This is a genomic window from Cyanobium sp. BA20m-14, assembly GCF_024346295.1.
This window is the reverse complement of the sequence record NZ_JAGQCR010000022.1, coordinates 1-22,465: the sequence shown is the minus strand read 5'-3', so window position 1 is coordinate 22,465 and position 22,465 is coordinate 1. Positions and strand designations below refer to the sequence as shown.

The 22,465-nt window shown below is 64.9% G+C and carries 20 protein-coding genes; 13 read left to right on the top strand and 7 right to left on the bottom strand.

The window, feature by feature from the left end; translation table 11 throughout:
• Nucleotides 1–2,700 (bottom strand): glutamate synthase central domain-containing protein (locus KBZ07_RS03735; RefSeq protein ID WP_254930354.1); only part of this gene is annotated, 2,700 nt, incomplete at its 3' end.
• Between the two features lie 135 nt (nt 2,701–2,835).
• Here KBZ07_RS03735 and KBZ07_RS03730 point away from each other — a divergent pair.
• From KBZ07_RS03730 to KBZ07_RS03690, 9 genes are all read left to right on the top strand, one after another.
• On the top strand, nt 2,836–4,605 hold the full coding sequence (locus tag KBZ07_RS03730) for a phosphodiester glycosidase family protein (RefSeq protein ID WP_254930353.1): 1,770 nt from the start codon (nt 2,836–2,838) through the stop codon (nt 4,603–4,605).
• A gap of 39 nt (nt 4,606–4,644) precedes the next feature.
• The gene (locus KBZ07_RS03725) at nt 4,645–5,001 is read left to right on the top strand and encodes an AIR synthase (RefSeq protein ID WP_254930352.1); all 357 of its coding nucleotides are present in this window, start codon (nt 4,645–4,647) and stop codon (nt 4,999–5,001) included.
• Between the two features lie 81 nt (nt 5,002–5,082).
• On the top strand, nt 5,083–5,457 hold the full coding sequence (gene rpsL / locus KBZ07_RS03720; protein ID WP_197147954.1) for a 30S ribosomal protein S12: 375 nt from the start codon (nt 5,083–5,085) through the stop codon (nt 5,455–5,457).
• 73 nt (nt 5,458–5,530) lie between these two features.
• Nucleotides 5,531–6,001 carry a 30S ribosomal protein S7 gene (gene rpsG / locus KBZ07_RS03715; RefSeq protein WP_197147953.1) on the top strand — a complete coding sequence of 157 codons (471 nt, stop codon included), beginning with the start codon at nt 5,531–5,533 and terminating at the stop codon, nt 5,999–6,001.
• A gap of 78 nt (nt 6,002–6,079) precedes the next feature.
• On the top strand, nt 6,080–8,155 hold the full coding sequence (fusA, locus tag KBZ07_RS03710; RefSeq protein WP_254930351.1) for an elongation factor G: 2,076 nt from the start codon (nt 6,080–6,082) through the stop codon (nt 8,153–8,155).
• Nucleotides 8,156–8,192: 37 nt separating this feature from the next.
• Nucleotides 8,193–9,422, top strand: a complete 1,230-nt coding sequence (gene tuf / locus KBZ07_RS03705) for an elongation factor Tu (RefSeq protein ID WP_254930350.1) — start codon at nt 8,193–8,195, stop codon at nt 9,420–9,422.
• Between the two features lie 122 nt (nt 9,423–9,544).
• A complete protein-coding gene (rpsJ, locus tag KBZ07_RS03700; protein WP_006910513.1) occupies nt 9,545–9,865 on the top strand; it encodes a 30S ribosomal protein S10 in 321 nt (106 codons plus the stop codon).
• A 60-nt stretch (nt 9,866–9,925) separates the two neighbouring features.
• Nucleotides 9,926–10,573: an LON peptidase substrate-binding domain-containing protein gene (locus KBZ07_RS03695; protein WP_254930349.1), complete on the top strand. Its 648-nt coding sequence runs from the start codon at nt 9,926–9,928 to the stop codon at nt 10,571–10,573.
• A gap of 25 nt (nt 10,574–10,598) precedes the next feature.
• Nucleotides 10,599–11,552, top strand: a complete 954-nt coding sequence (locus KBZ07_RS03690) for a methyltransferase domain-containing protein (protein WP_254930348.1) — start codon at nt 10,599–10,601, stop codon at nt 11,550–11,552.
• Here the strand turns inward: KBZ07_RS03690 and pheA are convergent.
• Nucleotides 11,549–12,376, bottom strand: a complete 828-nt coding sequence (gene pheA / locus KBZ07_RS03685) for a prephenate dehydratase (protein WP_254930347.1) — start codon at nt 12,374–12,376, stop codon at nt 11,549–11,551. The genes KBZ07_RS03690 and pheA overlap by 4 nt on opposite strands.
• A 69-nt stretch (nt 12,377–12,445) precedes the next feature.
• On the opposite strand from pheA, the gene KBZ07_RS03680 reads away from it, so the two are divergent.
• Nucleotides 12,446–12,982 carry a DUF1997 domain-containing protein gene (locus tag KBZ07_RS03680; RefSeq protein WP_254930346.1) on the top strand — a complete coding sequence of 179 codons (537 nt, stop codon included), beginning with the start codon at nt 12,446–12,448 and terminating at the stop codon, nt 12,980–12,982.
• On the opposite strand, the gene KBZ07_RS03675 is transcribed toward KBZ07_RS03680, so the two are convergent.
• The 3 genes from KBZ07_RS03675 to KBZ07_RS03665 all read right to left on the bottom strand — a co-directional run bounded on the left by KBZ07_RS03675 (nt 12,924) and on the right by KBZ07_RS03665 (nt 18,635).
• Complete coding sequence (locus KBZ07_RS03675) at nt 12,924–13,556, bottom strand: ribonuclease HII (RefSeq protein WP_254930345.1); 633 nt, start codon at nt 13,554–13,556, stop codon at nt 12,924–12,926. The two genes, KBZ07_RS03680 and KBZ07_RS03675, sit on opposite strands and share 59 nt — an antisense overlap.
• A gap of 3 nt (nt 13,557–13,559) precedes the next feature.
• Nucleotides 13,560–15,623, bottom strand: a complete 2,064-nt coding sequence (locus tag KBZ07_RS03670; protein WP_254930344.1) for an Rne/Rng family ribonuclease — start codon at nt 15,621–15,623, stop codon at nt 13,560–13,562.
• 348 nt (nt 15,624–15,971) lie between these two features.
• Entirely contained in the window at nt 15,972–18,635 is a 2,664-nt protein-coding gene (locus KBZ07_RS03665; RefSeq protein ID WP_254930343.1) for a TIGR03960 family B12-binding radical SAM protein, read from the bottom strand.
• An 87-nt stretch (nt 18,636–18,722) separates the two neighbouring features.
• Between KBZ07_RS03665 and KBZ07_RS03660 the strand changes: the two genes are divergently transcribed.
• Complete coding sequence (locus KBZ07_RS03660) at nt 18,723–19,898, top strand: ATP-binding protein (RefSeq protein WP_254930342.1); 1,176 nt, start codon at nt 18,723–18,725, stop codon at nt 19,896–19,898.
• Here the strand turns inward: KBZ07_RS03660 and KBZ07_RS03655 are convergent.
• Entirely contained in the window at nt 19,873–20,235 is a 363-nt protein-coding gene (locus KBZ07_RS03655) for a type II toxin-antitoxin system VapC family toxin (protein WP_254930341.1), read from the bottom strand. The two genes, KBZ07_RS03660 and KBZ07_RS03655, sit on opposite strands and share 26 nt — an antisense overlap.
• A gap of 93 nt (nt 20,236–20,328) precedes the next feature.
• On the opposite strand from KBZ07_RS03655, the gene KBZ07_RS03650 reads away from it, so the two are divergent.
• A complete protein-coding gene (locus tag KBZ07_RS03650) occupies nt 20,329–21,564 on the top strand; it encodes an LL-diaminopimelate aminotransferase (RefSeq protein ID WP_254930340.1) in 1,236 nt (411 codons plus the stop codon).
• A 103-nt stretch (nt 21,565–21,667) separates the two neighbouring features.
• On the opposite strand, the gene KBZ07_RS03645 is transcribed toward KBZ07_RS03650, so the two are convergent.
• A complete protein-coding gene (locus KBZ07_RS03645) occupies nt 21,668–21,889 on the bottom strand; it encodes a hypothetical protein (protein WP_254930339.1) in 222 nt (73 codons plus the stop codon).
• A 205-nt stretch (nt 21,890–22,094) separates the two neighbouring features.
• Here KBZ07_RS03645 and clpS point away from each other — a divergent pair, with 205 nt between their 5' ends.
• Complete coding sequence (gene clpS, locus KBZ07_RS03640) at nt 22,095–22,364, top strand: ATP-dependent Clp protease adapter ClpS (RefSeq protein WP_396123400.1); 270 nt, start codon at nt 22,095–22,097, stop codon at nt 22,362–22,364.
• Nucleotides 22,365–22,465: the final 101 nt, after the last annotated feature.

Genomic DNA, 22,465 nt, shown 5'->3' with positions numbered 1-22,465 from the left:
GTGGGCCTCCCGGGAGAGGGCCCCCAGGCTCATGCCACCGGTGCAGAAGCGGCTGCAGATGCTCTCCGCACTCTCCACCTGGTCGAGCGGCAGGGGGGCTGGGGCGGGGATGAGCTCCAGCAGATCGCGCAGCGCAGTGACCGGCCGGTTTTCCAGCAGGCTCTTGTAGGTGGAGAAGTGGTCGTACCCAGGGCCCGCCTTGACCGCCGCATGCAGGGCCTTGGCCATCTCCGGACTGTTGAGGTGGTACTCACCACCGGTGCGGTACTGCACAAAACCCATGAACTCGAGCTTGCTGCGGTTGAGTTCGGGGAAGGCCTTGGCGTGAAAGCTCAGGGTTTCGCTCGCCAGTTCCGCCAGGCTCAGGCCCGCCACCCGGCTGGTGGTGCCCTTGAAGGCCAGTTCGATCAGGTCGGCGCCGATGCCGATGGCCTCGAAGATCTGGGCCCCGTGGTAGCTGGCCAGCAGGGAGATGCCAATTTTGGAGAGGATCTTGCGCAGGCCGTCTTCTAGGGCCTTGCGCACGTTGGCCTGCACCTGATCGGGGCAGAGGGCCGGCAGCTTGCCGGTTTCGATCAGCTTCTGCACCCGCGGGTGGGCCAGCCAGTGGCGGCTGGTTTCCCAGGTGAGCCAGGGACATACGGCGCTGGCGCCAAAGCCGATCAGACAGGCCAGGTGATGGGTGCTCCAGCACTGGGCGGTGTCAACCACAAGGGAGGTCTGCAGGCGCAGGCCCAGGTTGAGCAGGTGGTGGTGCACCGCCCCCACCGCCAGCAGGGGCGGAATCGTGGTGGTGGTGGCGTTGATGCCCCGATCCGAGAGGATCAGGATTTGCATACCGGCACGCACGGCAGCTTCGGCCTCGCTGCGCAGGCGGCTGACCGCTGTAGCCAGGCCCCCAGGCCCATCGGTGATCACCATCAGGGTGGAGATAGTGGCGGCCGATAGGCCCTGCTGGCCCAAGGCCTCCAGCTCTGCCTCATTGAGAATCGGACTGGCCAGGTGCAGCACGGCGGCAGCCGAGGGCTCAGGCCGCAGGGCCGACCCCCGCGGGCCCAGGTGCATCTCCAGGCTCATCACCAGCTTTTCCCGCAGCGGGTCGATCGGCGGGTTGGTGACCTGGGCGAAGCGCTGTTTGAAGTAGTCGTAGAGCAGGTGGGGCTTAGCGGAGAGCACCGCCAGGGGAATGTCATCTCCCATGCAGTAGGTGGGCTCCTTGGCCGCACCAGCCATGTCCTCGATCACCAGGTCAAAGTCTTCTGCGGTGAAACCGAAGGCCGTTTGCTGCTGCAGCAGCTCCAGATCGCCCAGCTGGCGCTCCTGGGTCCAGGGCTGGGGCGCCAGGCTGCGGCGATGCTCGGCCAGCCAGGCGCCGTAGGGGTGGCGCGCCGCCACTTCGACCTTGACATCCCAATTGCGCAGCAGCCGGCCCTGCTCCAAATCCACGGCCAGCATCTGGCCAGGTCCGAGCCGGCCCTTTTCGATAATCCGACTCTCCTCGAGCTCCACGACCCCGGTTTCCGAGCCCATCACCACAAAGCCGTCGTTAGTGATGCAGTAGCGGGCCGGGCGCAGGCCGTTGCGATCCAAGGTGGCCCCAACGCTGCGGCCATCGGCGAACACCAGCAGGGCCGGACCATCCCAGGGCTCCTGGGTGCAGGCGGAGTATTCATAGAAGGCCTGGATCTCCGGCCTGTCGGTCAGCTCGGGCTGGTCGCGGAAGGCCTCAGGCACCAGGGTGAGCAGGCTCTCGGTGATCGGCCGGCCGCTGCGCACCAGCAGCTCCAGGGTGGCGTCGAGGTTGGCCGAGTCGCTGAAGGCAGCATTGACCACCGGCTTGAGATCCCTTGCCGCCTCACCCCAGATGGCGTTGAGATTGGCCTCCGAGGCCCGGGCCCAGTTGAGATTGCCCAGCAGGGTGTTTATTTCGCCGTTGTGGCCCAGCAGGCGCATCGGCTGGGCCAGGGGCCAGCGGGGCAGGGTGTTGGTGCTGAAGCGGCGGTGATACACCGCGAAGCTCACCGCAAAGCGTGGATCGCGCAGGTCGCCGTAGAAGGCTGCGAGCACCTGGGAGCGCACCATGGCCTTATAGACCACCGTGCGACTGCTCAGGGAAGCGAAGTAGAGCTCGCTGGGCGAAGCTCCCCAGACGGCCCGCGCCCGGTCGCCGCAGCGACGGCGCAGGCGAAACAGCAGGGCCTCGAGGGCATCCCCCTCCAGATCAGCCGTCAGCAGCCACTGGGCAATCGCCGGGGCGGTCTGGCGAGCCAGGGTGCCGAGCACCTCTGGGTTGAGCGGCACCTCACGCCAGCCCAAACTGCGCAGCCCCAACCGGGCAGCCTCCCCATCGCAGAGTTCTTTGGCTTCAGCCTGTTTGAGCGGATCGGCGGGCAGAAACACCATGGCCAGGCCCCGGGGGCTGCCACTGGCAGCGGCGGCCTGGGGCCATATGGCCTCGAGATAGCCCCATGGGATGCCACACAGCACCCCCGCTCCGTCGCCGGAATCACCGTCGCCGCCGCAGCCGCCGCGGTGCTCCATGCAGTCCAGGCCGCGCAGGGCCTGGGCCAGCACCCAATGGCTGGCCTCGCCACGGAGGCTGGCCAGAAATCCCACGCCGCAGGCATCCTTCTCCCCCACCACAGCCTCTGGAGCAGGGCTGTCGCAATGGGGCCAAACGGGGCGAGGGGGATGAGGCATAACCCGAATCGGTCCGGCAGTTGATCTGGAGGATCAAGGGCCGCATAGGGGTAGATCCTAGGGATTCGCACCCCCCGGAGCCACTGGCTAGTGGCCAAAGACCGCTAGCGTCCAAAGCGGTGGATCGGGCTGGCGATGGCTTCTGCAGCATGGCTGGCTCCCTGGCTGCTGGCCCTGCTCCTGCCGGCGGCGAGCCAGGCCTTGCCCCATGGGATGGCCCAGCCGCCCCCTCCGCCACCGCCACCCCCGCCAGAACAACGCAGCCCAGCCCCTGAGCTGCAGGGTGTGAACATCTCAATCAACGGCCGTCAGCAGAAAGCACGCTGGCTCTGGATCGGGCGCCCCTTTGAGCCCCCCCAACAGCTCTGGCTGCCCCTGGAGGTACTCGAAAACCAACTGGGAATAGCTAGTCGCAGTCGCAGCGAAGGGTCGCTCGAGCTCGACTGGTTTGGCCAGGAGCTCAAGCTGCCAACCAGCGCCCAGCGGAGCCTTGAGGATGAGGTGGCGGTGGACGTGGCCCGTTTATTTCAAGCCCTCGGGGTAGATGTGCGCCAGCAGGGCAGCCAGCTGATCCTCGAGCTGGCCAGACCCCAGCTCCTCAATGTGCGCAGCTCCAACCCGGGGCCGATTCGCCGTGTCGTGCTCGATCTGTCCGGGCCCGCAGTCAGTGGCAGGGACGCCGGCGGGCTGAGCGTGGATCTGCTCAGCCGCAACGACCAGCTCACCCAGCTCCAGGCCCTTGGCCTGAAAAGCCAGCAGGCCGGGCCCAGCTTGAGCCTCAACCCCCTATCCGGCCCCCTGACCAGGGTGTTCAGCCTGGGCAGCCCGGCGCGGCTGGTGATCGAATGGCCGGCGCCTAAGGGCGCCAGTGGTGGCGGTAGCCGCGGGAGCGGTGAAGCCGCCCCGATCGATCCACGCCTGCAGGCCCTGCTCGGCAAGGAAGTGCAGTGGGACCGGCTGGTTCGCCAGGGGGTGCGCATCAATGCCGTGCGAATCGATCCGCGCAGCTCGGCTCTGCAACTGCGGCCCCTGGTTCGGCCAGGAGGCATGGAGGGGCTCAGCTCACTGGTGCAGCTCGCCAACCAGCAGCAGGCCTGGGTCGCCATCAATGGCGGCTACTTCAACCGGGTGCGTCGCCTCCCCCTGGGGGCCCTGAAGACGAACGGCCGCTGGCTCTCCGGGCCGATCCTGAACCGGGGTGTGGCGGCATGGAGCGATCGGACCCTGCCCCGCTTTGGCCGGCTGCAACTGACGGAGTGGATCGTGGGGCCTGGCGGCCAGCGGCTGCCAGTTAGCAATGTCAACAGTGGCTATGTGCAGCGGGGCATCAGCCGCTACAACGCGGATTGGGGGCCCAGCTACCGGGCCTTGAGTGGCTCGGAGACGGGCCTGCTGCTGCAAGCAGGCAGCGTGCGTCAGCTTTTCGGCGTAGCGGAGTTGGAGGCCGGGGTACCCCTGCGGGGCGATGACCTGCTGCTGGTGGCCCGCGGTGGCACGATCCTGCCCTGGACAACCGGTGAGCGGCTGCAGCTGGAGAGCCGACCCAGCAACGAGCTCGGCCTGGCCCCCCATGTGATCGGCGGCGGCCCCTTGCTGCTGCTGGGGGGGCAGATCGTGCTGAACGGAGCCGCTGAAAACTTCAGCGCCTCCTTCCTCAGCCAGGGGGCCCCGCGCACGGTGCTGGCCAGGGACGACCAGCAGGTGTGGTTGATCACCCTGGAAGGCACCCAGGACAGCGGCCCCTCCCTGGGGGAAACGGCCTTGCTGCTGCAACAGCTGGGTCTGCGGGATGCGGTCAACCTGGACGGCGGCAGCTCCACCGGGCTGGTGCTGGGGGGCTCACTCCAAGTGAAGGGCCGGGGCGTGGCCGGTTCCGTGCACAACGGGGTGGGCCTGGTGCCCTGAGCGGGCTGCCAAAGTGGGCTCCAGGGAGTACCGATCGCCATGCCCAAGGGCCACAGCCTGCGCGTGACCGCCGCAGCCGCCGCCGAACTTGGACGCCAGGCCGCTGTGGCTGGCACCCCTGGGATGATGCACCTCGACCTGGTCGAGAGCAGTTGTGCGAGCTGGGCCATCCGGCTACGGCCGGGCCACCTGGCGGGGAACCCCATCGCCCGGGCCGACGGCATCACCGTCTATGCCCCGGCAAACCAGCTTGCCCTGCTCACCGGCCTGAGCCTCGATTACCGGGGCGATCTCAGTGGCGGCGGCTTTCTCGTGCGCCCTGGTGAAGGGATCCAGAGTTGTGCCTGTGGAGCGGCCTTCAGCCGCGGGGCTGAGGGGCGTCGGCCAATCCAGTGACGGGTGACCCAGTAAGGTGGCGGATTGTCGAAATCGGTCGGTTCATCCGACCAATCTTCCCCGACCAGACCCCGGTCCTCGATGCCCACTATCCAGCAGCTGATCCGAACCGAGCGCCAGAGTCTTTCCCGCAAGACAAAGTCGCCTGCCCTGCGCGCCTGCCCCGAGCGACGGGGGGTCTGCACCCGTGTTTACACATCCACGCCCAAAAAGCCAAACTCGGCCCTCCGCAAGGTGGCTCGTGTGCGTCTCACCTCAGGCTTTGAGGTGACCGCCTATATCCCCGGCATCGGTCACAACCTCCAGGAGCACTCGGTGGTGCTCATCCGCGGAGGACGGGTGAAGGATCTGCCCGGGGTTCGCTACCACATCATTCGGGGCACCCTTGACACTGCCGGGGTCAAGGACCGTCGCCAGTCCCGCTCTAAATACGGCGCCAAAACACCCAAAGCCTGATCCGGCCATGCCCACCTCGTGGGCTGCCTGATCCACTTCAAAAGTCCCCCCTTCCTTCCCGCCCCGGTCGACCATGTCTCGCCGCAATGCCGCCGAGAAGCGCCCAGTGCTTCCCGACCCCCAGTTCAACAGCCGTCTCGCCTCGATGATCGTGGCCCGGCTGATGAAGCATGGCAAAAAGTCCACGGCCCAGCGCATCCTCTCGGATGCCTTCTCGATGATCAACGAGCGCACCGGCACCGATCCGCTTGAACTTTTCGAAACGGCGGTGCGCAATGCCACCCCGTTGGTGGAAGTTCGGGCAAGGCGGGTCGGCGGCGCCACCTACCAGGTGCCGATGGAGGTGCGGCAAGAGCGGGGAACGGCCATGGCCCTGCGCTGGCTAGTGAACTTCTCAAGGGCCCGCAACGGCCGCAGCATGGCCCAGAAGTTGGCCGGTGAGCTCATGGATGCGGCCAACGAAGCCGGCAGCGCCGTGCGCAAGCGGGAGGAAACTCACAAAATGGCCGAGGCCAACAAGGCTTTCGCCCATTACCGCTACTAAATCCCTTCTCTATCGCTCCTACAGACCCACTCTGTAGAATAGAGCCTTCGTTTTTTTGACCTCTCGGAGACCTCCCTCGTGGCCCGCGCCTTTCCACTGGACCGCGTCAGAAATATCGGCATTGCCGCCCACATTGACGCGGGAAAAACCACCACTACCGAACGGATTCTTTTCTACTCCGGGGTGGTACACAAGATGGGTGAGGTTCACGACGGTGCCGCCGTCACCGACTGGATGGAACAGGAACGGGAACGCGGCATCACGATTACGGCTGCCGCCATCTCGACCAGCTGGAAAGACAACCGGATCAATATCATTGATACCCCGGGTCACGTTGACTTCACGATTGAAGTTGAGCGTTCGATGCGGGTGCTCGATGGAGTGGTGGCAGTTTTCTGTGCCGTGGGTGGCGTTCAGCCCCAGTCGGAAACAGTCTGGCGCCAGGCCGATCGGTACAACGTGCCCAGGATCGTGTTCGTCAACAAGATGGACCGAACTGGGGCCAACTTTCTAAAGGTCTACGAGCAGATTAAGGACAGGCTCAAGGCCAATGCTGCCCCCATCCAGCTGCCGATCGGAGCCGAGGGCGACCTGAAGGGAATCATCGACCTGGTGCGCAATAAGGCAATTATCTTCACTAATGACCTGGGAACAGACATTCTCGAGGAGGAAGTCCCAGCAAACATGAAGGATGAGGTTGATAAATGGCGCCTCAAGCTGATGGAATCAGTAGCCGAATCCGAAGAAGATTTGATTGATATATTCCTCGAGAATGGTGAGCTCACCGAGGAACAGCTCGTCAAGGGAATCCGCAGCGCCACCATTCACCACGGCATGGTGCCAATGGTCTGCGGCTCGGCCTTCAAAAACAAGGGGGTCCAATTGGTGCTCGACGCCGTTGTCGACTACCTGCCTGCTCCCGTGGATGTGCCACCGATCACAGGCCTGCTACCTGATGGCACCGAATCGAATCGCCCCTGCGACGACAGCGCTCCTTTCAGCGCCCTGGCATTCAAGGTAATGGCTGATCCCTACGGCAAGCTCACCTTCGTGCGCATGTACTCCGGGGTTCTAAACAAGGGCAGCTACGTGCTCAACTCCACTAAAGATAAAAAAGAGCGCATCTCCCGCCTGATCCTGCTCAAGGCAGATGATCGCGAGGAAGTAGATGAACTCCGAGCCGGCGACCTTGGTGCGGTGCTCGGACTCAAGGACACCACCACTGGGGACACGCTTTGCGTTGAGGCCGATCCGATCATTCTCGAATCGCTCTTCATTCCCGAGCCCGTGATCTCCGTGGCCGTTGAGCCCAAGACCAAGGGCGATATGGAAAAACTCTCCAAGGCCCTGCAATCTCTTTCAGAAGAAGATCCCACCTTCAGGGTCTCCACCGATCCGGAAACCAGCCAAACGGTTATTGCCGGCATGGGCGAACTACACCTGGAGATTCTGGTCGACAGAATGCTCAGGGAGTTCAAGGTTGAGGCAAATATCGGTGCTCCCCAGGTCTCCTACCGGGAAACCATTCGCTCGAGCTCGAAAGGCGAGGGCAAGTTTGCCCGTCAAACCGGTGGCAAGGGTCAGTACGGCCATGTCGTGATCGAAATGACTCCTGGGGAGCCGGGCTCTGGGTTCGAATTCGTCAACAAGATTGTTGGCGGCATCGTTCCCAAGGAATACATCGGCCCTGCCGAGGCAGGCATGAAGGAGACCTGCCAGTCTGGCGTGATTGCGGGTTTTCCCATGATCGACGTCAGGGCTACGATGATCGATGGCTCTTACCATGACGTCGATTCATCGGAGATGGCGTTTAAAATCGCCGGATCCATGGCCTTCAAAGACGCCGTCAAGAAGTGCAACCCAGTACTGCTTGAGCCGATGATGAAGGTGGAAGTCGAGATCCCCGAGGATTACCTTGGGTCGGTCATCGGCGACCTTTCTTCCCGGCGCGGCCAGGTAGAAGGGCAGTCCATCGACAACGGACAGTCCAAAGTCCAGACGAAAGTGCCCCTGGCCGAAATGTTCGGCTATGCCACCCAGCTCCGATCCATGACCCAGGGTCGGGGTATCTTCTCGATGGAGTTCAGCCATTACGAGGAAGTTCCTCGCAATGTGGCCGAAGCCATCATCTCCAAGAATCAGGGCAATTCCTGATCTTCCCCCACCCTAAACCCCCCGATTCTTTCTACTCATGGCACGCGAGAAGTTCGAAAGGAACAAACCCCACGTCAACATTGGCACCATTGGCCACGTTGACCACGGTAAAACCACTCTGACGGCTGCCATCACCAACGTGTTGGCATCCCAGGGCATGGCAAAGGCCCAGGCCTACGATGAAATTGATGGTGCCCCTGAAGAGAAAGAGCGGGGTATCACCATCAACACGGCCCACGTCGAGTACGAAACCGTAAAGCGTCACTACGCCCACGTTGACTGCCCGGGCCACGCGGATTATGTCAAGAACATGATCACCGGTGCTGCCCAAATGGACGGCGCCATCCTGGTGGTGGCTGCCACCGACGGCCCCATGGCCCAAACCAAAGAGCACATCCTTCTCGCCAAGCAGGTTGGTGTGCCAGCCCTGGTGGTGTTCCTCAATAAGAAGGACATGGTCGACGACGAGGAGATCCTCGAGCTGGTTGAGCTGGAAATGCGTGAATTGCTCAGCAATTACGACTTCCCCGGCGATGACATCCCCGTGGTGGCAGGTTCTGCTCTCAAAGCGCTGGAGTACATCCAGGCTGGCAACAAAGCAGTCCGTGGTGCTGACGAGTGGGTCGACAAGATCCTCGATCTGATGGATGCCGTGGATGAGTCGATCCCCGAGCCAGAAAGGGAAATCGACAAGCCCTTCCTGATGGCAGTTGAAGACGTGTTCTCGATCACCGGTCGTGGCACCGTGGCCACCGGTCGGATCGAGCGCGGCAAGGTCAAGGTGGGTGAGACCGTGCAAATCGTCGGCATCAAAGACACCCGCGAAACCACCGTCACCGGTGTGGAAATGTTCCGCAAGCTGCTTGACGAAGGCATGGCTGGCGACAACGTGGGCCTGCTGCTGCGCGGCGTGCAGAAAGAAGACATCGAGCGTGGCATGGTGCTTGTCAAGCCCAACTCGATCAAGCCCCACACCAAGTTTGAGGGCGAGGTTTATGTGTTGAAGAAGGAAGAAGGTGGTCGCCACACCCCTTTCTTCGCTGGTTATCGCCCCCAGTTCTACATTCGTACCACCGACGTGACCGGCCAGATCACTGCCTTCACCTCGGACGACGGCGCCAATGTGGAAATGGTGATGCCGGGAGACCGGATCAAGATGACCGGAGAGCTGATCTGCCCGGTGGCCATCGAGCAGGGCATGCGCTTCGCCATTCGCGAAGGCGGCCGCACCATCGGTGCTGGCGTGGTGTCCAAGATCCTGGCCTGACCCTGAGCTAAGTTGACTGGGGTGGGCCCACGGGACCCACCCCTTTTCAGCGCACCTCGACAACCCATCCATTGCTGCCACCAGGGCCTGCGGCTCTGGGGCTAACCGAACGCCCGAAACACATGTCCACAGCCATCGCCCAGCAGAAGATTCGGATCCGCCTGAAGGCCTTTGATCGCCGCATGCTGGATCTCTCCTGCGAAAAAATCATCGAAACCGCCGATCACACCGCCGCCACGGCAATCGGCCCAATCCCCCTGCCCACCAAGCGCAAGATTTATTGCGTGCTGCGCTCTCCTCACGTGGACAAGGATTCGAGGGAGCACTTCGAAACCCGTACCCACCGCCGCATCATTGATATCTACAGCCCCTCCGCCAAAACAATCGACGCCCTGATGAAGCTGGACCTGCCCAGCGGAGTTGACATCGAAGTCAAGCTCTGAGCCGCACGCCCCGGCGCCCGGCAGATTTTCATAGGATGGTTTGACACTCCTGATCAAGCCATGGGCGAACTGGCCGTGCGGGAGCTGCCGCTGTTTCCATTGCCCGATGTGGTGCTCTTCCCCCAGGAAGTGCTGCCGCTCCACATCTTCGAGCCCCGCTACAGGATGCTGCTGCGCACGGCGATGGCAGGCGACCAACGCTTCGGAGTGGTGCGCTGGGATCCCCAGACCCAGGCCATGGCAGCGGTGGGCTGCTGCGCCGAAATCCTGCACTGCCAAACCCAGGACGACGATCGCAGCAACGTTGTCACCATGGGCCAGCAGCGCTTCAGGGTTCTCGAGATCGTGAGGGAGGCCCCCTTCCGTATAGGCCTGGTGAGCTGGATCGAAGACGAGCCCGCAGCCAGCCACGCCGAACTGGAGACCCTCAGCGGTGAAGTGACCCAGGCCCTGCGAGATGTGGTGGAGCTCACCGGCAAGCTGATCGGCAAGCCCACCACCTTGCCCAGCGATCTGCCCGACCTGCCCAGGGAGCTGTCCTTCTGGATCGGAGCCCACTTGGGCGGCCCGGTTGCCGACCACCAACAAGCCCTGCTGGAGATCACCGACACCAGCGAGCGGCTTCGCCAGGAATACGAGCTGCTCGACCAGACTCGCCGGCAACTGGCTGCCCGCACCGTGCTCAAGGACACCTTCCAACCCCAATAACCCTCCAGCACCGGCTCCCGGTTTGATGCTCCCTCCCAGCTGGCCCCTGGCCACAATCCTTGGCGCCGGAATCCTGGCCCTGGCCGCCGGCCTCTGGCTGAGGCAGCGGCGCCGCTACGAATCGGCAGCTAGCGTTGCCGCGGCCTACGACCGCTGGACCACCGACCGACTGCTGGAGCGCCTCTGGGGGGACCACATCCACCTGGGCTACTACCAAAAACCAGCTCCAGGCCGCCACCAGCGCCAGGATTTCCGAGCCGCCAAAGCGGCCTTCGTGCATGAGCTGGTGCGCTGGAGCGCTCTAGACCAGCTGCCGCCCGGATCAACGCTGCTGGATGTGGGCTGCGGCATCGGCGGCAGCGCCCGAATCCTGGCCCGCGACTACGGCTTCAAGGTGGTGGGGATCAGCATCAGCCCTGCCCAGATCGAACGGGCCCGCTCCCTGACCCCAGCGGGGCTGAGCTGCCGCTTTGCCGTAATGGATGCCATGGCTCTGGAGTTGCCTGACGCCAGTTTTGACGCTGTCTGGAGTGTGGAGGCCTGCCCCCACATGCCCGACAAGCAGCGCTATGCCGACGAGCTCCTGCGGGTGCTCAAACCGGGGGGCCTGCTGGCCGTGGCTGACTGGAACCGGCGCGATGGCCCCATGGGCAGGGTGGAGCGCTGGGTGATGCGCCAGTTGCTGGAGCAGTGGGCCCATCCTGAATTCGCCACCATTGGCGGCCTGCAGCAGCACCTCCAGCAGAGCCCCCATGCCGCCGCCATGGCGATCGAGACCGGCGACTGGAGCCAGGCCACCCTGCCATCCTGGATAGATTCGATTGCTGAGGGGGTACGCCGGCCCGGGGCGGTTCTGGGCTTGGGGCCCAAGGCCGTGCTGCAGGGCCTGCGCGAAACACCCACCATCCTGTTGATGCACTGGGCCTTTGCCAACGGGCTGATGCAGTTCGGGGTGTTCCGCGGCAGCAAGCCCAGCTAACTGAGATTGGTGATCGGATAGGCGCCGAACAGGGCCAGATGGGCGCAGAGGGGCCGTAATCCTTCCAGGGCATGCTCGAGCGGAGCGGAGCCCTCAGGCAGCTCCAGATCCACAAAAAAGATGTATTCGCCCATCTCCCGTTTCGAAGGCCGCGACTCGATCCGGCTCATGTTGAGGCCCCGCTGGGCGAAACAGGCCAAAGCCTCCAGCAGGGCCCCAGGCTTGTTGGAGTGCATCGAGAAGGCCAGGCTGGCCATCGGGCCGTGGAGGGAACGGGGTGCCCGACGCAGCAGCAGTAAACGGGTGCAGTTGCCCGGCACGTCATTGATCGGATAGGCCAATTCCAGCAGCCCATGCTCCCCGCCGGCCTGCTGGGAGGCGATCGCCGCCCGGAAGCGGCTGCCAGCCACCAGCCGGGCCGCCTCGGCCGTGGAGCTGGTGGGCAGCTGCAGGGCCCGGGGCAAGTGATCGGCAAGCCACTGACTGCACTGGGCCAGGGCCTGGGGATGGGAGAGCACCTCGCTGACCCCCTCGATCGGGCCACTCCCTAGCAGGGCATGGCGAATCGGCAACACCAGGGCCCGGGCCACCGTGAGATCCGGGTGTTCCCAGAGAGAGTCGAGGCAGGAGGTAACACCGCCCTCAACCGAGTTCTCAACCGGCACGACCGCCGCATCACAACTGCCGTGGGCCAGGGCCTGTACGACGGCCCGGATCCCCGACTGGGGCACCAACTCAGGCCTGGCCACCTCCTCCAGCTCAGCCAGCTGCCGGGCCGCTTGCTCGCCATAGGTACCGACCGGGCCGAGAAAGGCAAAACGCATCGTTTGCAAAAACTGAGGAAAGGCAACCCAACCGGGCCGATAGGATCATGCCGCGCCGGCCCGCAGGCCATGCCCCTGGCCTTTAGCGCCAGTCAAGAACTTCAACTCGCCGTAAGCGACCAACCCGACCGGCTGGCCTCCTACCTGACCCAGACAGACCGGGTGGTCAGGGCTCTGTTCGACCCCAGCCAACTCAAAGCCCTCGAGCCCGGCCACTACCGCTACTCCGTCACCCACCTGCAGGTGTTCAAGCTGGAGATCCATCCGGTGGTCACCCTGCGCACGAGCCTGGCAGCGGGGAAGCTGCTGCTGGAATCCAGCGAATGCGAACTGGAGGGGCTGGGCCTGGTGGATGATTTTCAGCTGACCCTCGGCTCCTGGCTCACGGCAGGAGCAGCAGGGCTGGAGGGCCAGGCCACCCTGGCGGTGGCAGTGAGCCAACCCCCCCTGCTCAAACTAATTCCAGCCAAGGTGCTCGAACGCACGGGCCAGTCGCTGCTGGCTGGCATCCTGCTGGGAATCAAGGGGCGGGTGAGAGACCAGCTGATCAAGGACTTCCAGCTCTGGTGCCAGGAGCACAGGGGACAACCCGACTCAGAAAGCTGAGCCGGTGCAGGGGCGTGGGCCCTAAGTCCTGGAGGGCCTGGCGGTGCTGGGCCGTGCCATAGCCCGCATGGCGCTCGAGGCCATAGCCCGGATAGCTCTTGGCCAGCTCGCCGATCAAGCCGTCACGGGCCTGCTTGGCCAGCACGCTGGCCGCCGCGATCGCCAGACAGTGGCTGTCGCCGCGCACCAGGGTGACCTGCTCCCCGCTCCAGCACCGCAGGGGTAACACCCCATCCACCAGCAGCAGCTGGGGAGGCCGGGGCAACTTCTGAACTGCGCGAAGCATGGCCCACTCGGTGGCAACTCGAATGCCATGGCGGTCAATCTCAGCTGCCGAAGCCTGGCCCAGGGCCCAGGCATCGGCCAGGTTGTGGATGGTGGGCACCAGATCTGCGCGCCGCCGGGCAGTGAGCTTTTTACTGTCGGTGAGGCCCACGGCAGCGAGCGGCGCGAGGCAGGGCTGCCCTAGCACCACGGCGCCGGCGAAGACCGGACCAAACAGGCTGCCCCGACCCACCTCATCCACCCCGGCACAGGCGAGGGGATCCCTGCCCTGCCAGGGATCCGTCAACATCAATCAGGTGGGGGCAGATGAGCGACGGCGGCGGCGGCGGGGCTCGCCGGCTTCGTCCAGCTCGGGCTCGGCAACGGCGAGTGTGGCTTTGGCAGCGGCAGGTTTGGACCCATTGCTGGCCGCCGAGCTGCGGGTGCGTCCCCGGCGGGCAGGCAGCTCCACCTCGGGAGGAGCAATACTCACAACGGTGGGGACTGAAACGGTGACCACCGTTTCCGGCTGATGCGCCTCCGGCAGGGGCGTGATCTCAACCATGGCGGGCAAATCCCGCTGGGCGCGAATCTGAACCGGGGCCTCAGCGCCGGGCTCCTCGCCGGCCTGTTCATGGGAGGTGTGTTCCTGTGAAGCCTGTTCTTGGGAGGTCAGCCCAGCACCACCGCGACCACCGCGACCGCGGCGGCGGCGGGTGCCGCTTGCCGCCAGCTGTTGCCGCGCCTCCTCGAGCACCAGCTCGGCATCCAAGCCAGGGCGGACCACCCGCACAACGACGTTGTCACCACTGGGGGGCTGGTCAAGCAGCAGGGCCGGGTTCAGGCCCATCCAGCCGAACACCAGCTCCTGATCGGCATCCATGGGGACGGCAATGATCTCCTGGTCGAAGCGACGCGGAGCAGGCTCGATGCTGGCGGGGCTGGGCGCCCGGGGAGCCTCCTCTGCGGAGGATTCAAAGGCTTCAGAGCTGGCATTTGCCTCCACCAATTCAGTGCTACCGCGGCCCCCGCGGCCCCCGCGACGGCGGCGGCCGCCGCTGGTCTCGCCAGCAGTCGCCGGGCTCGCGACTTCAGCCCGGGCCGATGCGGCTGAGCGCACCAGGCCAGCCACGCTGGCCAAGGGCTGGAGTGTGTCCATGCCAGGCAGCACCGCCACATGGCCGAGCCCACCACAGCTAGGGCAGGCGCGACCAAACAATTCATAGATGTTCTGGCCCTGGCGCTTGCGGGTGAGCTCCACCAGACCGAGCTCGGTGAGCTGGGCGATCTGGGGCCGGGCCGAATCATCCCGGGCGGCCTGGGTGAAGTGTTCAAGAAGCTGCAACTGGTCGCGGCGCGACTCCATATCGATGAAATCGATGATCACCACCCCACCGATGTTGCGCAGTTTCAACTGACGGGCGATCTCAACCGATGCCTCACAGTTGGTCCAGAGCACGGTCTCGCGGGCGTTGGCCGAGCGCGTGAAGGAGCCTGAGTTGACATCGATGACGGTGAGCGCCTCGGTGGGCTCGATGATCACGTACCCACCTGAAGGAAGATCAACTCGCGGCTTGAGGGCATCGCGAATTGCCGCATTTACTTTGAAATGCTCGAGGATTTCGGCCGATTCGCCATGGGCCTCGACAAGCACGTTGGTGTGATCCGAGCCCAGAAAGGCATTGGCCCGAGCCACTGCTTCGGGGGTATCAACCACCACCCGAACCAGATCAGGGCTGTAGAGATCGCGCAGCACCCGATGGACAAAATCTTCGTCCCGGTTCAGCAGCACTGGAGGGCTGGCAGTCTCGGCGGCGGTCTGGATGCCCTCCCACTGGCGCAGCAGGGCCTCGAGATCATCAATCAGCAGCTCTTCGCTGACGGACTCAGCCTCGGTGCGGATCAGCAGCCCAGCCCCCGGGGGCTTGATCAACACACCAAGGGCCCGGAGGCGATTGCGCTCGTTATCGCCATCAATGCGGCGGGAGATATTGACACCCTGGCCGTGAGGCTGGAGCACCAGAAAGCGCCCCGGCAGAGCCAAATTGCCAGTCAGACGGGGGCCCTTGGTGCCGGTGGGCTCCTTCATCACCTGCACGAGCACCTTCTGGCGCGGCTCCAGCAACTCGGTGATGCCGGCCGCACCCTTGCGCAACCGCAAGGGGCCCAGATCGGTGACATGGATGAAGCCGTTTTTCTCGCTTTCGCCGATGTTTACAAAGGCGGCATCGATACCGGGCAAGACGTTTTCAATGGTGCCGAGATAGACATCTCCGATTTGGTAGCGGCCCTGGGCTACTACCAGTTCATCTACCCGTTCATCGTTGAGAACCGCGGCGATCCGCAGTTGCTCGGCAATGACGATCTGCTGGGACATGGGGTAAGGAATTTGGCCCATCTGGGCCTACCAAGGGATAGAAAAAACCGAAGGCAGCTTCAGTTGTAGTGCAAACAAGCTGGACAACAAAAACAGTTGGGCTGTATCGAAGCCCTTAAATCGAGGGGGCGGCGGCAGGGACCGAACGCCCTAGCAAAATTGTTGCTGAAAATGCTGTTCTGAATCAGCCGCGCATCAACTGCCGCGGAACAGCTTTCAGGAATCGTCTCCTTGAAAGCAGTGGGGCGAATACTGGGGCAAATATGCCCTGGGGCGGTGAAACCAATGAATCTGGCTACCGGCAGCCTTGGTGACCCGAGAAGCGTCGGGTTCAACTAGCTAATCACCTTAGTTGAAGGTTAGCACGGGCTTGAGCAGCAGGGCCCTGCGGCGCAGCGCGGTGACGGCCAACGGCTGGCCGAGCAGCTCACCTAGCCAATGCTGCAGCTGCTCAGGCCTCAGGCTTCGGCCAGAGCTATCAACTGCCGCCCGCAGATCGAAAGCCGCCGGGCCATCGGGGAACAACTCTGCGATCACCAAATCCAGCAGAAAAGGCCGGCAATCGCGGCTGCGGGGCCGCCCTTTCTTATCGGTGTCCTGCCAGGCCAGGGTCTGGGCGGCCAGCAGGGCGCTACGGGCCTGCTGCCACTGCTGGGGCGTCAAAGGTGCCCCGGCCTGGGGCTGCAGAACGAAGTCCCAATGCGCCGCCTCCAGCTCCTGGGAGAGGCTCACTCCAAACACCGGCACCTGCAAGGCAGACAGCAACTGGAATTCAGCTGGCAACTGGGGCTGCAGCCGGGCCCGCACCAGCGCCGGATCTACCTGCTCGGTGAACTCCAGATCGAGCCACTCGCCGAGACCCTCCACCCCCAAGGGCAAGGGCAGGGCGAGCTGCAACCGCGGCAAGGGGTGGAAGCCGCCGCTGAAACTCACCGGCAGGCCGGAACGGCGCAGGGCCCGCTCCAGCATCCGCAGGGTGTCTAGATGGCTGATCAGCGCCAGGGAGCCGGTTTTGGCAAAGCCGATCCGCAGCCGGTCCACCCGCTCACTGGCGGGGGCCCGCTGGGGCTGGGCCGGCGGGATGGGCGGCGGCGGGATCACTACGTTGTGGCCCAGCTCGGGCCCGCATACGCCGCAGCTGCTGCACCCGGCGAAGGAGCAATCGGGCACCACCGCCGCCGCCAGGGCCCGTTGCAGGTCCTCCGCCAGCCAGCCCTTCTCGAGCCCCGAATCGATGTGGTCCCAGGGCAGGCTCTGGCGGCAGAAGGCCTCCAGAGCCGCCGCCGCCATGGCCTCAGTGGCGCTCCAGGCGCCCAGCTCCAGCTGGCGGTAGCGGCCGCCAAGGCCGGCCGCCTCGATTGCCCCGGTCCAGGCGGCATAGCTGCGCTCGGCCGATTCAAACCAGGCATCCAGGCCGGCTCCGGCACGCCAGGCGGCCTCGATCACCGGGGCCAGCTGCCTATCGCCGCGGCCGATGAAGTCTTCGATCGCCGAGAGCCGCACGTCGGTGAAGTTGGTCTTGAGGCCGCGCAACTGGCGCAGGGCGGCTCGGAGCAGTTCCTGGCGCCGCCGGAATTCGCCGGTGCTGACGCTGTGCCACTGGAAGGGCGTGTGGGGCTTGGGCGTGAAGTTGCTGATCGTGAGATTCAGCTCCAGCCGGCCCAGATCGCCGCACTGCCGCTGCAGGGCCTGGCAGGTGTGGGCGATCCCGAGCACGTCGGCATCGGTTTCCCCCGGCAGCCCGATCATGAAATAGAGCTTCAGCTTGCGATAGCCGCTGGCCATGGCCGTGCGCACACCAGCCAGCAGCTCGGCATCGGTGAGGCCCTTGTTGACGATGTCTCGCAGGCGCTGGCTGCCGGCCTCCGGCGCAAAGGTGAGGCCCGCCTTGCGGGTGCCGCCCAGGATGTGGGCGATGTTCTCGTCGAAGCGATCCACCCGCTGGCTGGGCAGGGTGAGGGAAACATTTTTGTCAGCAAGACGGTTGCGCAGCTCAACGCCGACGGCGGGCAGGGCCAGGTAGTCGGAGCAGCTCAGGGACAGCAGCGAGAAATCGGCGTAACCGGTGCGGCCCATTCCCTCTTCCACCGCTTCGATGACGGCTTCGGGCTCCACGTCGCGGGCGGGTCGGGTGAGCATGCCGGGCTGGCAGAAGCGGCAGCCGCGGGTGCAGCCGCGGCGAATCTCCACCGTGAGCCGGTCGTGCACGGTTTCGATGTGGGGCACCAGGCCCATGGCGTAGTGGGGCATGGGCGTGGCGGTGCGCCGCTGAATCCGGGCCGGGACCCCTGGTTCGAGCGGCTCGATGCTCACCCCATCGGCGCCGGGTCCATAGAGGCTGGGCACATATACCCCGGGCACCAGGGCCAGATCCTTCAGCAGCGCCCGGCGGCTGAGGCCGGCGGCACGGCCCTCGGCCACCACCAGGCCGATCTCCGGCAGCAGCTCCTCGCCATCGCCGAGGGCCACGAAGTCAAAGAAGGCGGCGAAGGGCTCCGGGTTGCTGGTGGCGGTGGGGCCGCCGGCAAAGATCAGCGGTGGCGAATCCGGGTGAGCCAGGGGCAGATCGCCGCGATCGGCCGCCCGGATCGGGATGCCGGCCAGCTCCAGCATCTCGAGGATGTTTGTGCCGCCCAGTTCGTAGCTGAGCGAGAAGCCCAGGATGTCGAAGGCGGCCAGGGGCCGCCGGCTCTCAACCGCAAACAGGGGCGCGCCGCGCTCGCGCAGGCGGGCGGCCAGATCCGGCGCCGGCAGGTAGCTGCGGTCGCACAGCTGGCCGGGAACGGCATTGAGGATCGAATAGAGAATGATGTGGCCGCTGTTACTGGCCCCCACCTCGTAGACCTCGGGGTAGGTGAGCGCCCAGCGCACCCCTACCGCCTGCCAGTCGGCCTCCCAGTCACGCGGCTGCACCCCCAGCTCATTGCCCAGGTAGCGGGCGGGCTTGCTGATGCCCAGATCCACCAGGGCGTCAAAGTCGACCGGCGCATCAGCCGAGGTGGCAACGGTCACAGGTGCCGACGGCAGGCAAGAGCTCAATCGTATGCAGCGTCCGCAACACTGGCAATAACCGTGCAATTTGCAACTTATGCTGCAGAAATGCACGGTTATTTGCCCAGGCAAGCCCAGCTGGCGCTCAGCAAGGCCCTGAACCGGGCGCCTGCGGCGCTGCTGCTGGGACCCCGGCAGTGCGGCAAATCAACGCTGGCTCGCCAACTATTGGCCGAGCGCGGTGATGCCGTAGTGCTCGACTTGCAGGACCGGAGCGATCGAGCCCGCCTGCAGGAGCCGGAGCTGTTCTTCGAGGCCCACCGCCGCGACCTGGTGTGCCTCGACGAAATTCAGCTACTGCCAGACTTTTTCAGTCTGCTGCGCGCCGAGATCGACCGGGATCGCCGGCCCGGGCGGTTCCTACTGCTGGGCTCGGCCTCCGGCCCGCTGCTGCACCAGAGCCAGGAAAGCCTGGCCGGCCGCATCGCCCAGGTGGAGCTCACCCCGTTTCTACTGAGCGAAGTGGCCCCAGCCATTCGCTGGCAGCAGCTGTGGCTGCGCGGCGGCTTCCCCGAGAGCCTGCTGGCTAGCGCAGACGACGACAGCATCGACTGGCGCGAAGATTTCATCCGCACCTTCCTGGGCCGCGACATAGCCGCCCTGGAGCTTGGGCTGCCGCTGCCATTAATGGAGCGACTGTGGCGGTTGCTGGCCCACCTCCAGGGGCAAACCCTCAATGCCAGCAGGCTGGCGGGCCTGCTGGATCTCAGCAGCGCCCGGTTGCAGAAGCTGCTGGCGGCGCTGGAGCACACCTTCATGCTGCGGCGTCTACCGCCCCTGGAGGCCAACCTGAGCAAGAGGCTGGTGCGCTCGCCCAAGCTCTACCTGCGCGACAGCGGCCTGCTGCACAACCTGCTCGGCATCGAGAGCTACGACGATCTGCTGGCCCACCCGCAGGCCGGTGAGAGCTGGGAGGGTTTCGTGATCGAGCAGCTGATCGCCGCCCATCCGCGCTGGCGTCCCCATTTCCTGCGCACCGGCCACGGCGCCGAACTCGACCTGGTGCTGGAGCGGGGCCAGCGCCGGCGGGTCTATGAAATCAAGCTCTCCAAGGCGCCGAAGCTCTCCCGCGGCTTCCATGAGCTGGTGGAGCAGCTCCAACCGGAGCAGGCCTCACTAATCGCCCCGGTGGAAACGAGCTTCGAGATCCGCCCGGGCATCTGGGTGCAACCGCCCCTGGCGGCTGGCGGCAGCGAGCTCAGAGCTGCTGCACCGCGGGGGTGAGCGCCAGCTCGCCGGCCTTGCCCGCGAAGGCGCGATCGAAGCTGACCAGGGCCGCGCAGCCCTCACTGCGCAGCAGATGCAGGGCATCGGCGAAATCCAGGCCCCGGCCATAGACCTCAAGGGCCTGCAACACCTGCTCCTCCTGCTCCAGATGCAGATGGCGGATCGCGATCAAGCCGCCGATGGCACGGATGATCGCCTCCCGGGGCAGTTGGTAGGCGCCGCGCAGCACCCATTCCAGCTCCAGCACCACGGTGATCGGCACGAAACAAGCCGAGCTGGCGTCGATCAGATAGGCCACTCGACGGGCCCTTGGCGGCATAGATCGCCGGCGCATCCACAGGCCTGCTTACCAGCGCAGGCCAAATCAGCCGCATAGGACAATCGCCCCACCACTCACCGGGCCCGGCGGCGGCCCACCCCGCGCACCATGGTTCAGGTCAACGGCAACTACCTCAAGCTCAAGGCTGGCTACCTGTTTCCCGAGATCGCCCGGCGGGTGAAGGCCTTCAGCGAAGCCAATCCGGAGGCACAGGTCATCCGTCTGGGCATTGGTGACGTCACCGAGCCGCTGCCAGAAGCCTGCCGCAACGCCATGAAGGCGGCCATCGATGAGATGAGCAACCGCGAGGGCTTCCGCGGCTATGGCCCGGAGCAGGGGTATCTCTGGCTGCGGGAGGCGATTGCGAAACACGATTTCCAGGCCCGCGGCTGCTCGATCACGGCCGAGGAGATCTTCGTCTCCGATGGCAGCAAGTGCGACAGCGCCAACATCCTCGACATCCTTGGGCCGGACAACCGCATCGCCGTGACCGACCCGGTGTATCCGGTGTATGTGGACAGCAACGTAATGGCGGGGCGCACCGGCGACGCCGATGACGGCGGCCAGTACGGCGGCCTCACTTACCTGCCGATCAACACCGAGAACGGTTTCACGGCGAAGATCCCCAACGAACCGGTGGATCTGATCTACTTGTGCTTCCCCAACAACCCCACCGGCGCTGTAGCCACCAAGGCGCAGCTCCAGGCCTGGGTCGATTACGCCCGCGCCAACAGCGCCCTGATCCTGTTCGATGCCGCCTACGAGGCCTTCATCCAGGACCCCGAGCTGCCCCACTCGATCTACGAAATTGAAGGCGCCCGCGAGTGCGCGATCGAATTCCGCTCCTTTTCCAAGAATGCCGGCTTCACCGGCACCCGCTGCGCCCTCACCGTTGTGCCCCGGGGCCTGATGGGCACCGCCGCCAATGGCGAGGCGGTGGAGCTGTGGGGCCTGTGGAACCGCCGCCAGTGCACCAAGTTCAACGGGGTGAGCTACATCGTGCAGCGGGGCGCCGAAGCGGTGTATTTCGCCGAGGGCCAGGCCCAGGTGCAGGCTCTGGTTGCCTTCTACATGGAGAACGCCGCGATCATCCGGCGCGAACTGGCCGCCGCTGGCCTGGAGGTGTATGGCGGCGAGCAGGCCCCCTACGTGTGGATCAAAACGCCGCCAGGAGTGGATTCCTGGGGCTTCTTCGATCTGCTGCTGGGCCAGGCCCACGTGGTGGGCACCCCCGGCAGCGGCTTCGGGGCCGCCGGCGAGGGCTACTTCCGCCTCTCGGCCTTCAACAGCCGCGAGAACGTGGAGGAAGCCATGGGGCGAATTCAGGGGGCACTGAAGGGCTGAGGCTCCCGCCAGCCTGAAATGCGGAGGTGTGGCGTTGCCCCGATTGGGTGAACCAGACCTCAGCTCCCCTGTTTGTTTTGTGGAGGGCCCGCCAGCTCGGTAGCTATGTAGGCGACGAATCGCCGGAGGAGGGGGCTTGGCTCGAGGAGGAAAAGAGCTCCTGCTCGAAGCGGGCGATAGTGGCGTTGCTCTCCTGCAGCAGCTTCAAGCGCTTTTCGCTTTCGAGCGATTCGATCCTCAGCTGCTTCGTTCGCTGCTGGATGTCGTAAACGGGACGCCAATTGAACGTCGCCAGCAAGCGCCGCCAGGGCGGCAAGTCAGCCATAAGCCGCTCTCCCTAGGCTCAGCCCTTGCCTACCATGGGCATCTGGATACGTGCCGGCACCCCAGGCATTCACTGGAAGCCAATCACAGTTTGCCTTTTCCTTAAGTTGACGGTCATGGTCAAGCCTCGTCACATTTGCGCCGCCAGCAGAAACCCCTTCATCGCCACCCAGAGCCCCGGCCGCGAAAGCGGCGGGGCAGCCGTGATGGAGAAGGCCCCGGAGCGGGTGCGCAAGCCTTCACCCCGCTACAAGGTGCTGCTCCACAACGATCCGGTCAACTCGATGGAATTCGTGGTGACCACCCTGCGCCAGGTGGTGCCCTCACTCAGTGAGCAGGACGCCATTGCGGTGATGCTGGAAGCCCACAACACCGGCGTAGGCCTGGTGATCGTCTGCGATCTGGAGCCCGCTGAATTTTACTGCGAAACCCTGAAGGCCAAAGGCCTCAGCAGCAGCCTCGAGCCGGAAAGCTGATGGAACCGACTGCTGGGGCAGCCAAGACGGCAGCCAAAGCGGCAGCCAACCCAGAAGTGAGGCCACACTGGTGGGGCACTGTGTTGTATGTGCCCCTGCTC

Excerpts from the sequence above, each read along its gene's own strand:
- KBZ07_RS03725 (WP_254930352.1), top strand. The coding sequence starts at position 4,645 with ATGCCCAAGGGCCACAGCCTGCGCGTGACCGCCGCAGCCGCCGCCGAA.
- rpsL (WP_197147954.1), top strand. The coding sequence starts at position 5,083 with ATGCCCACTATCCAGCAGCTGATCCGAACCGAGCGCCAGAGTCTTTCC.
- KBZ07_RS03660 (WP_254930342.1), top strand. The coding sequence starts at position 18,723 with ATGCACGGTTATTTGCCCAGGCAAGCCCAGCTGGCGCTCAGCAAGGCC.
- KBZ07_RS03680 (WP_254930346.1), top strand. The coding sequence starts at position 12,446 with ATGCCCCTGGCCTTTAGCGCCAGTCAAGAACTTCAACTCGCCGTAAGC.
- KBZ07_RS03645 (WP_254930339.1), bottom strand. The coding sequence starts at position 21,889 with ATGGCTGACTTGCCGCCCTGGCGGCGCTTGCTGGCGACGTTCAATTGG.
- tuf (WP_254930350.1), top strand. The coding sequence starts at position 8,193 with ATGGCACGCGAGAAGTTCGAAAGGAACAAACCCCACGTCAACATTGGC.
- KBZ07_RS03655 (WP_254930341.1), bottom strand. The coding sequence starts at position 20,235 with ATGCGCCGGCGATCTATGCCGCCAAGGGCCCGTCGAGTGGCCTATCTG.
- KBZ07_RS03650 (WP_254930340.1), top strand. The coding sequence starts at position 20,329 with ATGGTTCAGGTCAACGGCAACTACCTCAAGCTCAAGGCTGGCTACCTG.
- KBZ07_RS03690 (WP_254930348.1), top strand. The coding sequence starts at position 10,599 with ATGCTCCCTCCCAGCTGGCCCCTGGCCACAATCCTTGGCGCCGGAATC.
- KBZ07_RS03730 (WP_254930353.1), top strand. The coding sequence starts at position 2,836 with ATGGCTTCTGCAGCATGGCTGGCTCCCTGGCTGCTGGCCCTGCTCCTG.
- rpsG (WP_197147953.1), top strand. The coding sequence starts at position 5,531 with ATGTCTCGCCGCAATGCCGCCGAGAAGCGCCCAGTGCTTCCCGACCCC.
- pheA (WP_254930347.1), bottom strand. The coding sequence starts at position 12,376 with ATGCGTTTTGCCTTTCTCGGCCCGGTCGGTACCTATGGCGAGCAAGCG.
- clpS (WP_396123400.1), top strand. The coding sequence starts at position 22,095 with ATGGAGAAGGCCCCGGAGCGGGTGCGCAAGCCTTCACCCCGCTACAAG.
- KBZ07_RS03695 (WP_254930349.1), top strand. The coding sequence starts at position 9,926 with ATGGGCGAACTGGCCGTGCGGGAGCTGCCGCTGTTTCCATTGCCCGAT.
- KBZ07_RS03675 (WP_254930345.1), bottom strand. The coding sequence starts at position 13,556 with ATGTTGACGGATCCCTGGCAGGGCAGGGATCCCCTCGCCTGTGCCGGG.
- rpsJ (WP_006910513.1), top strand. The coding sequence starts at position 9,545 with ATGTCCACAGCCATCGCCCAGCAGAAGATTCGGATCCGCCTGAAGGCC.
- KBZ07_RS03670 (WP_254930344.1), bottom strand. The coding sequence starts at position 15,623 with ATGTCCCAGCAGATCGTCATTGCCGAGCAACTGCGGATCGCCGCGGTT.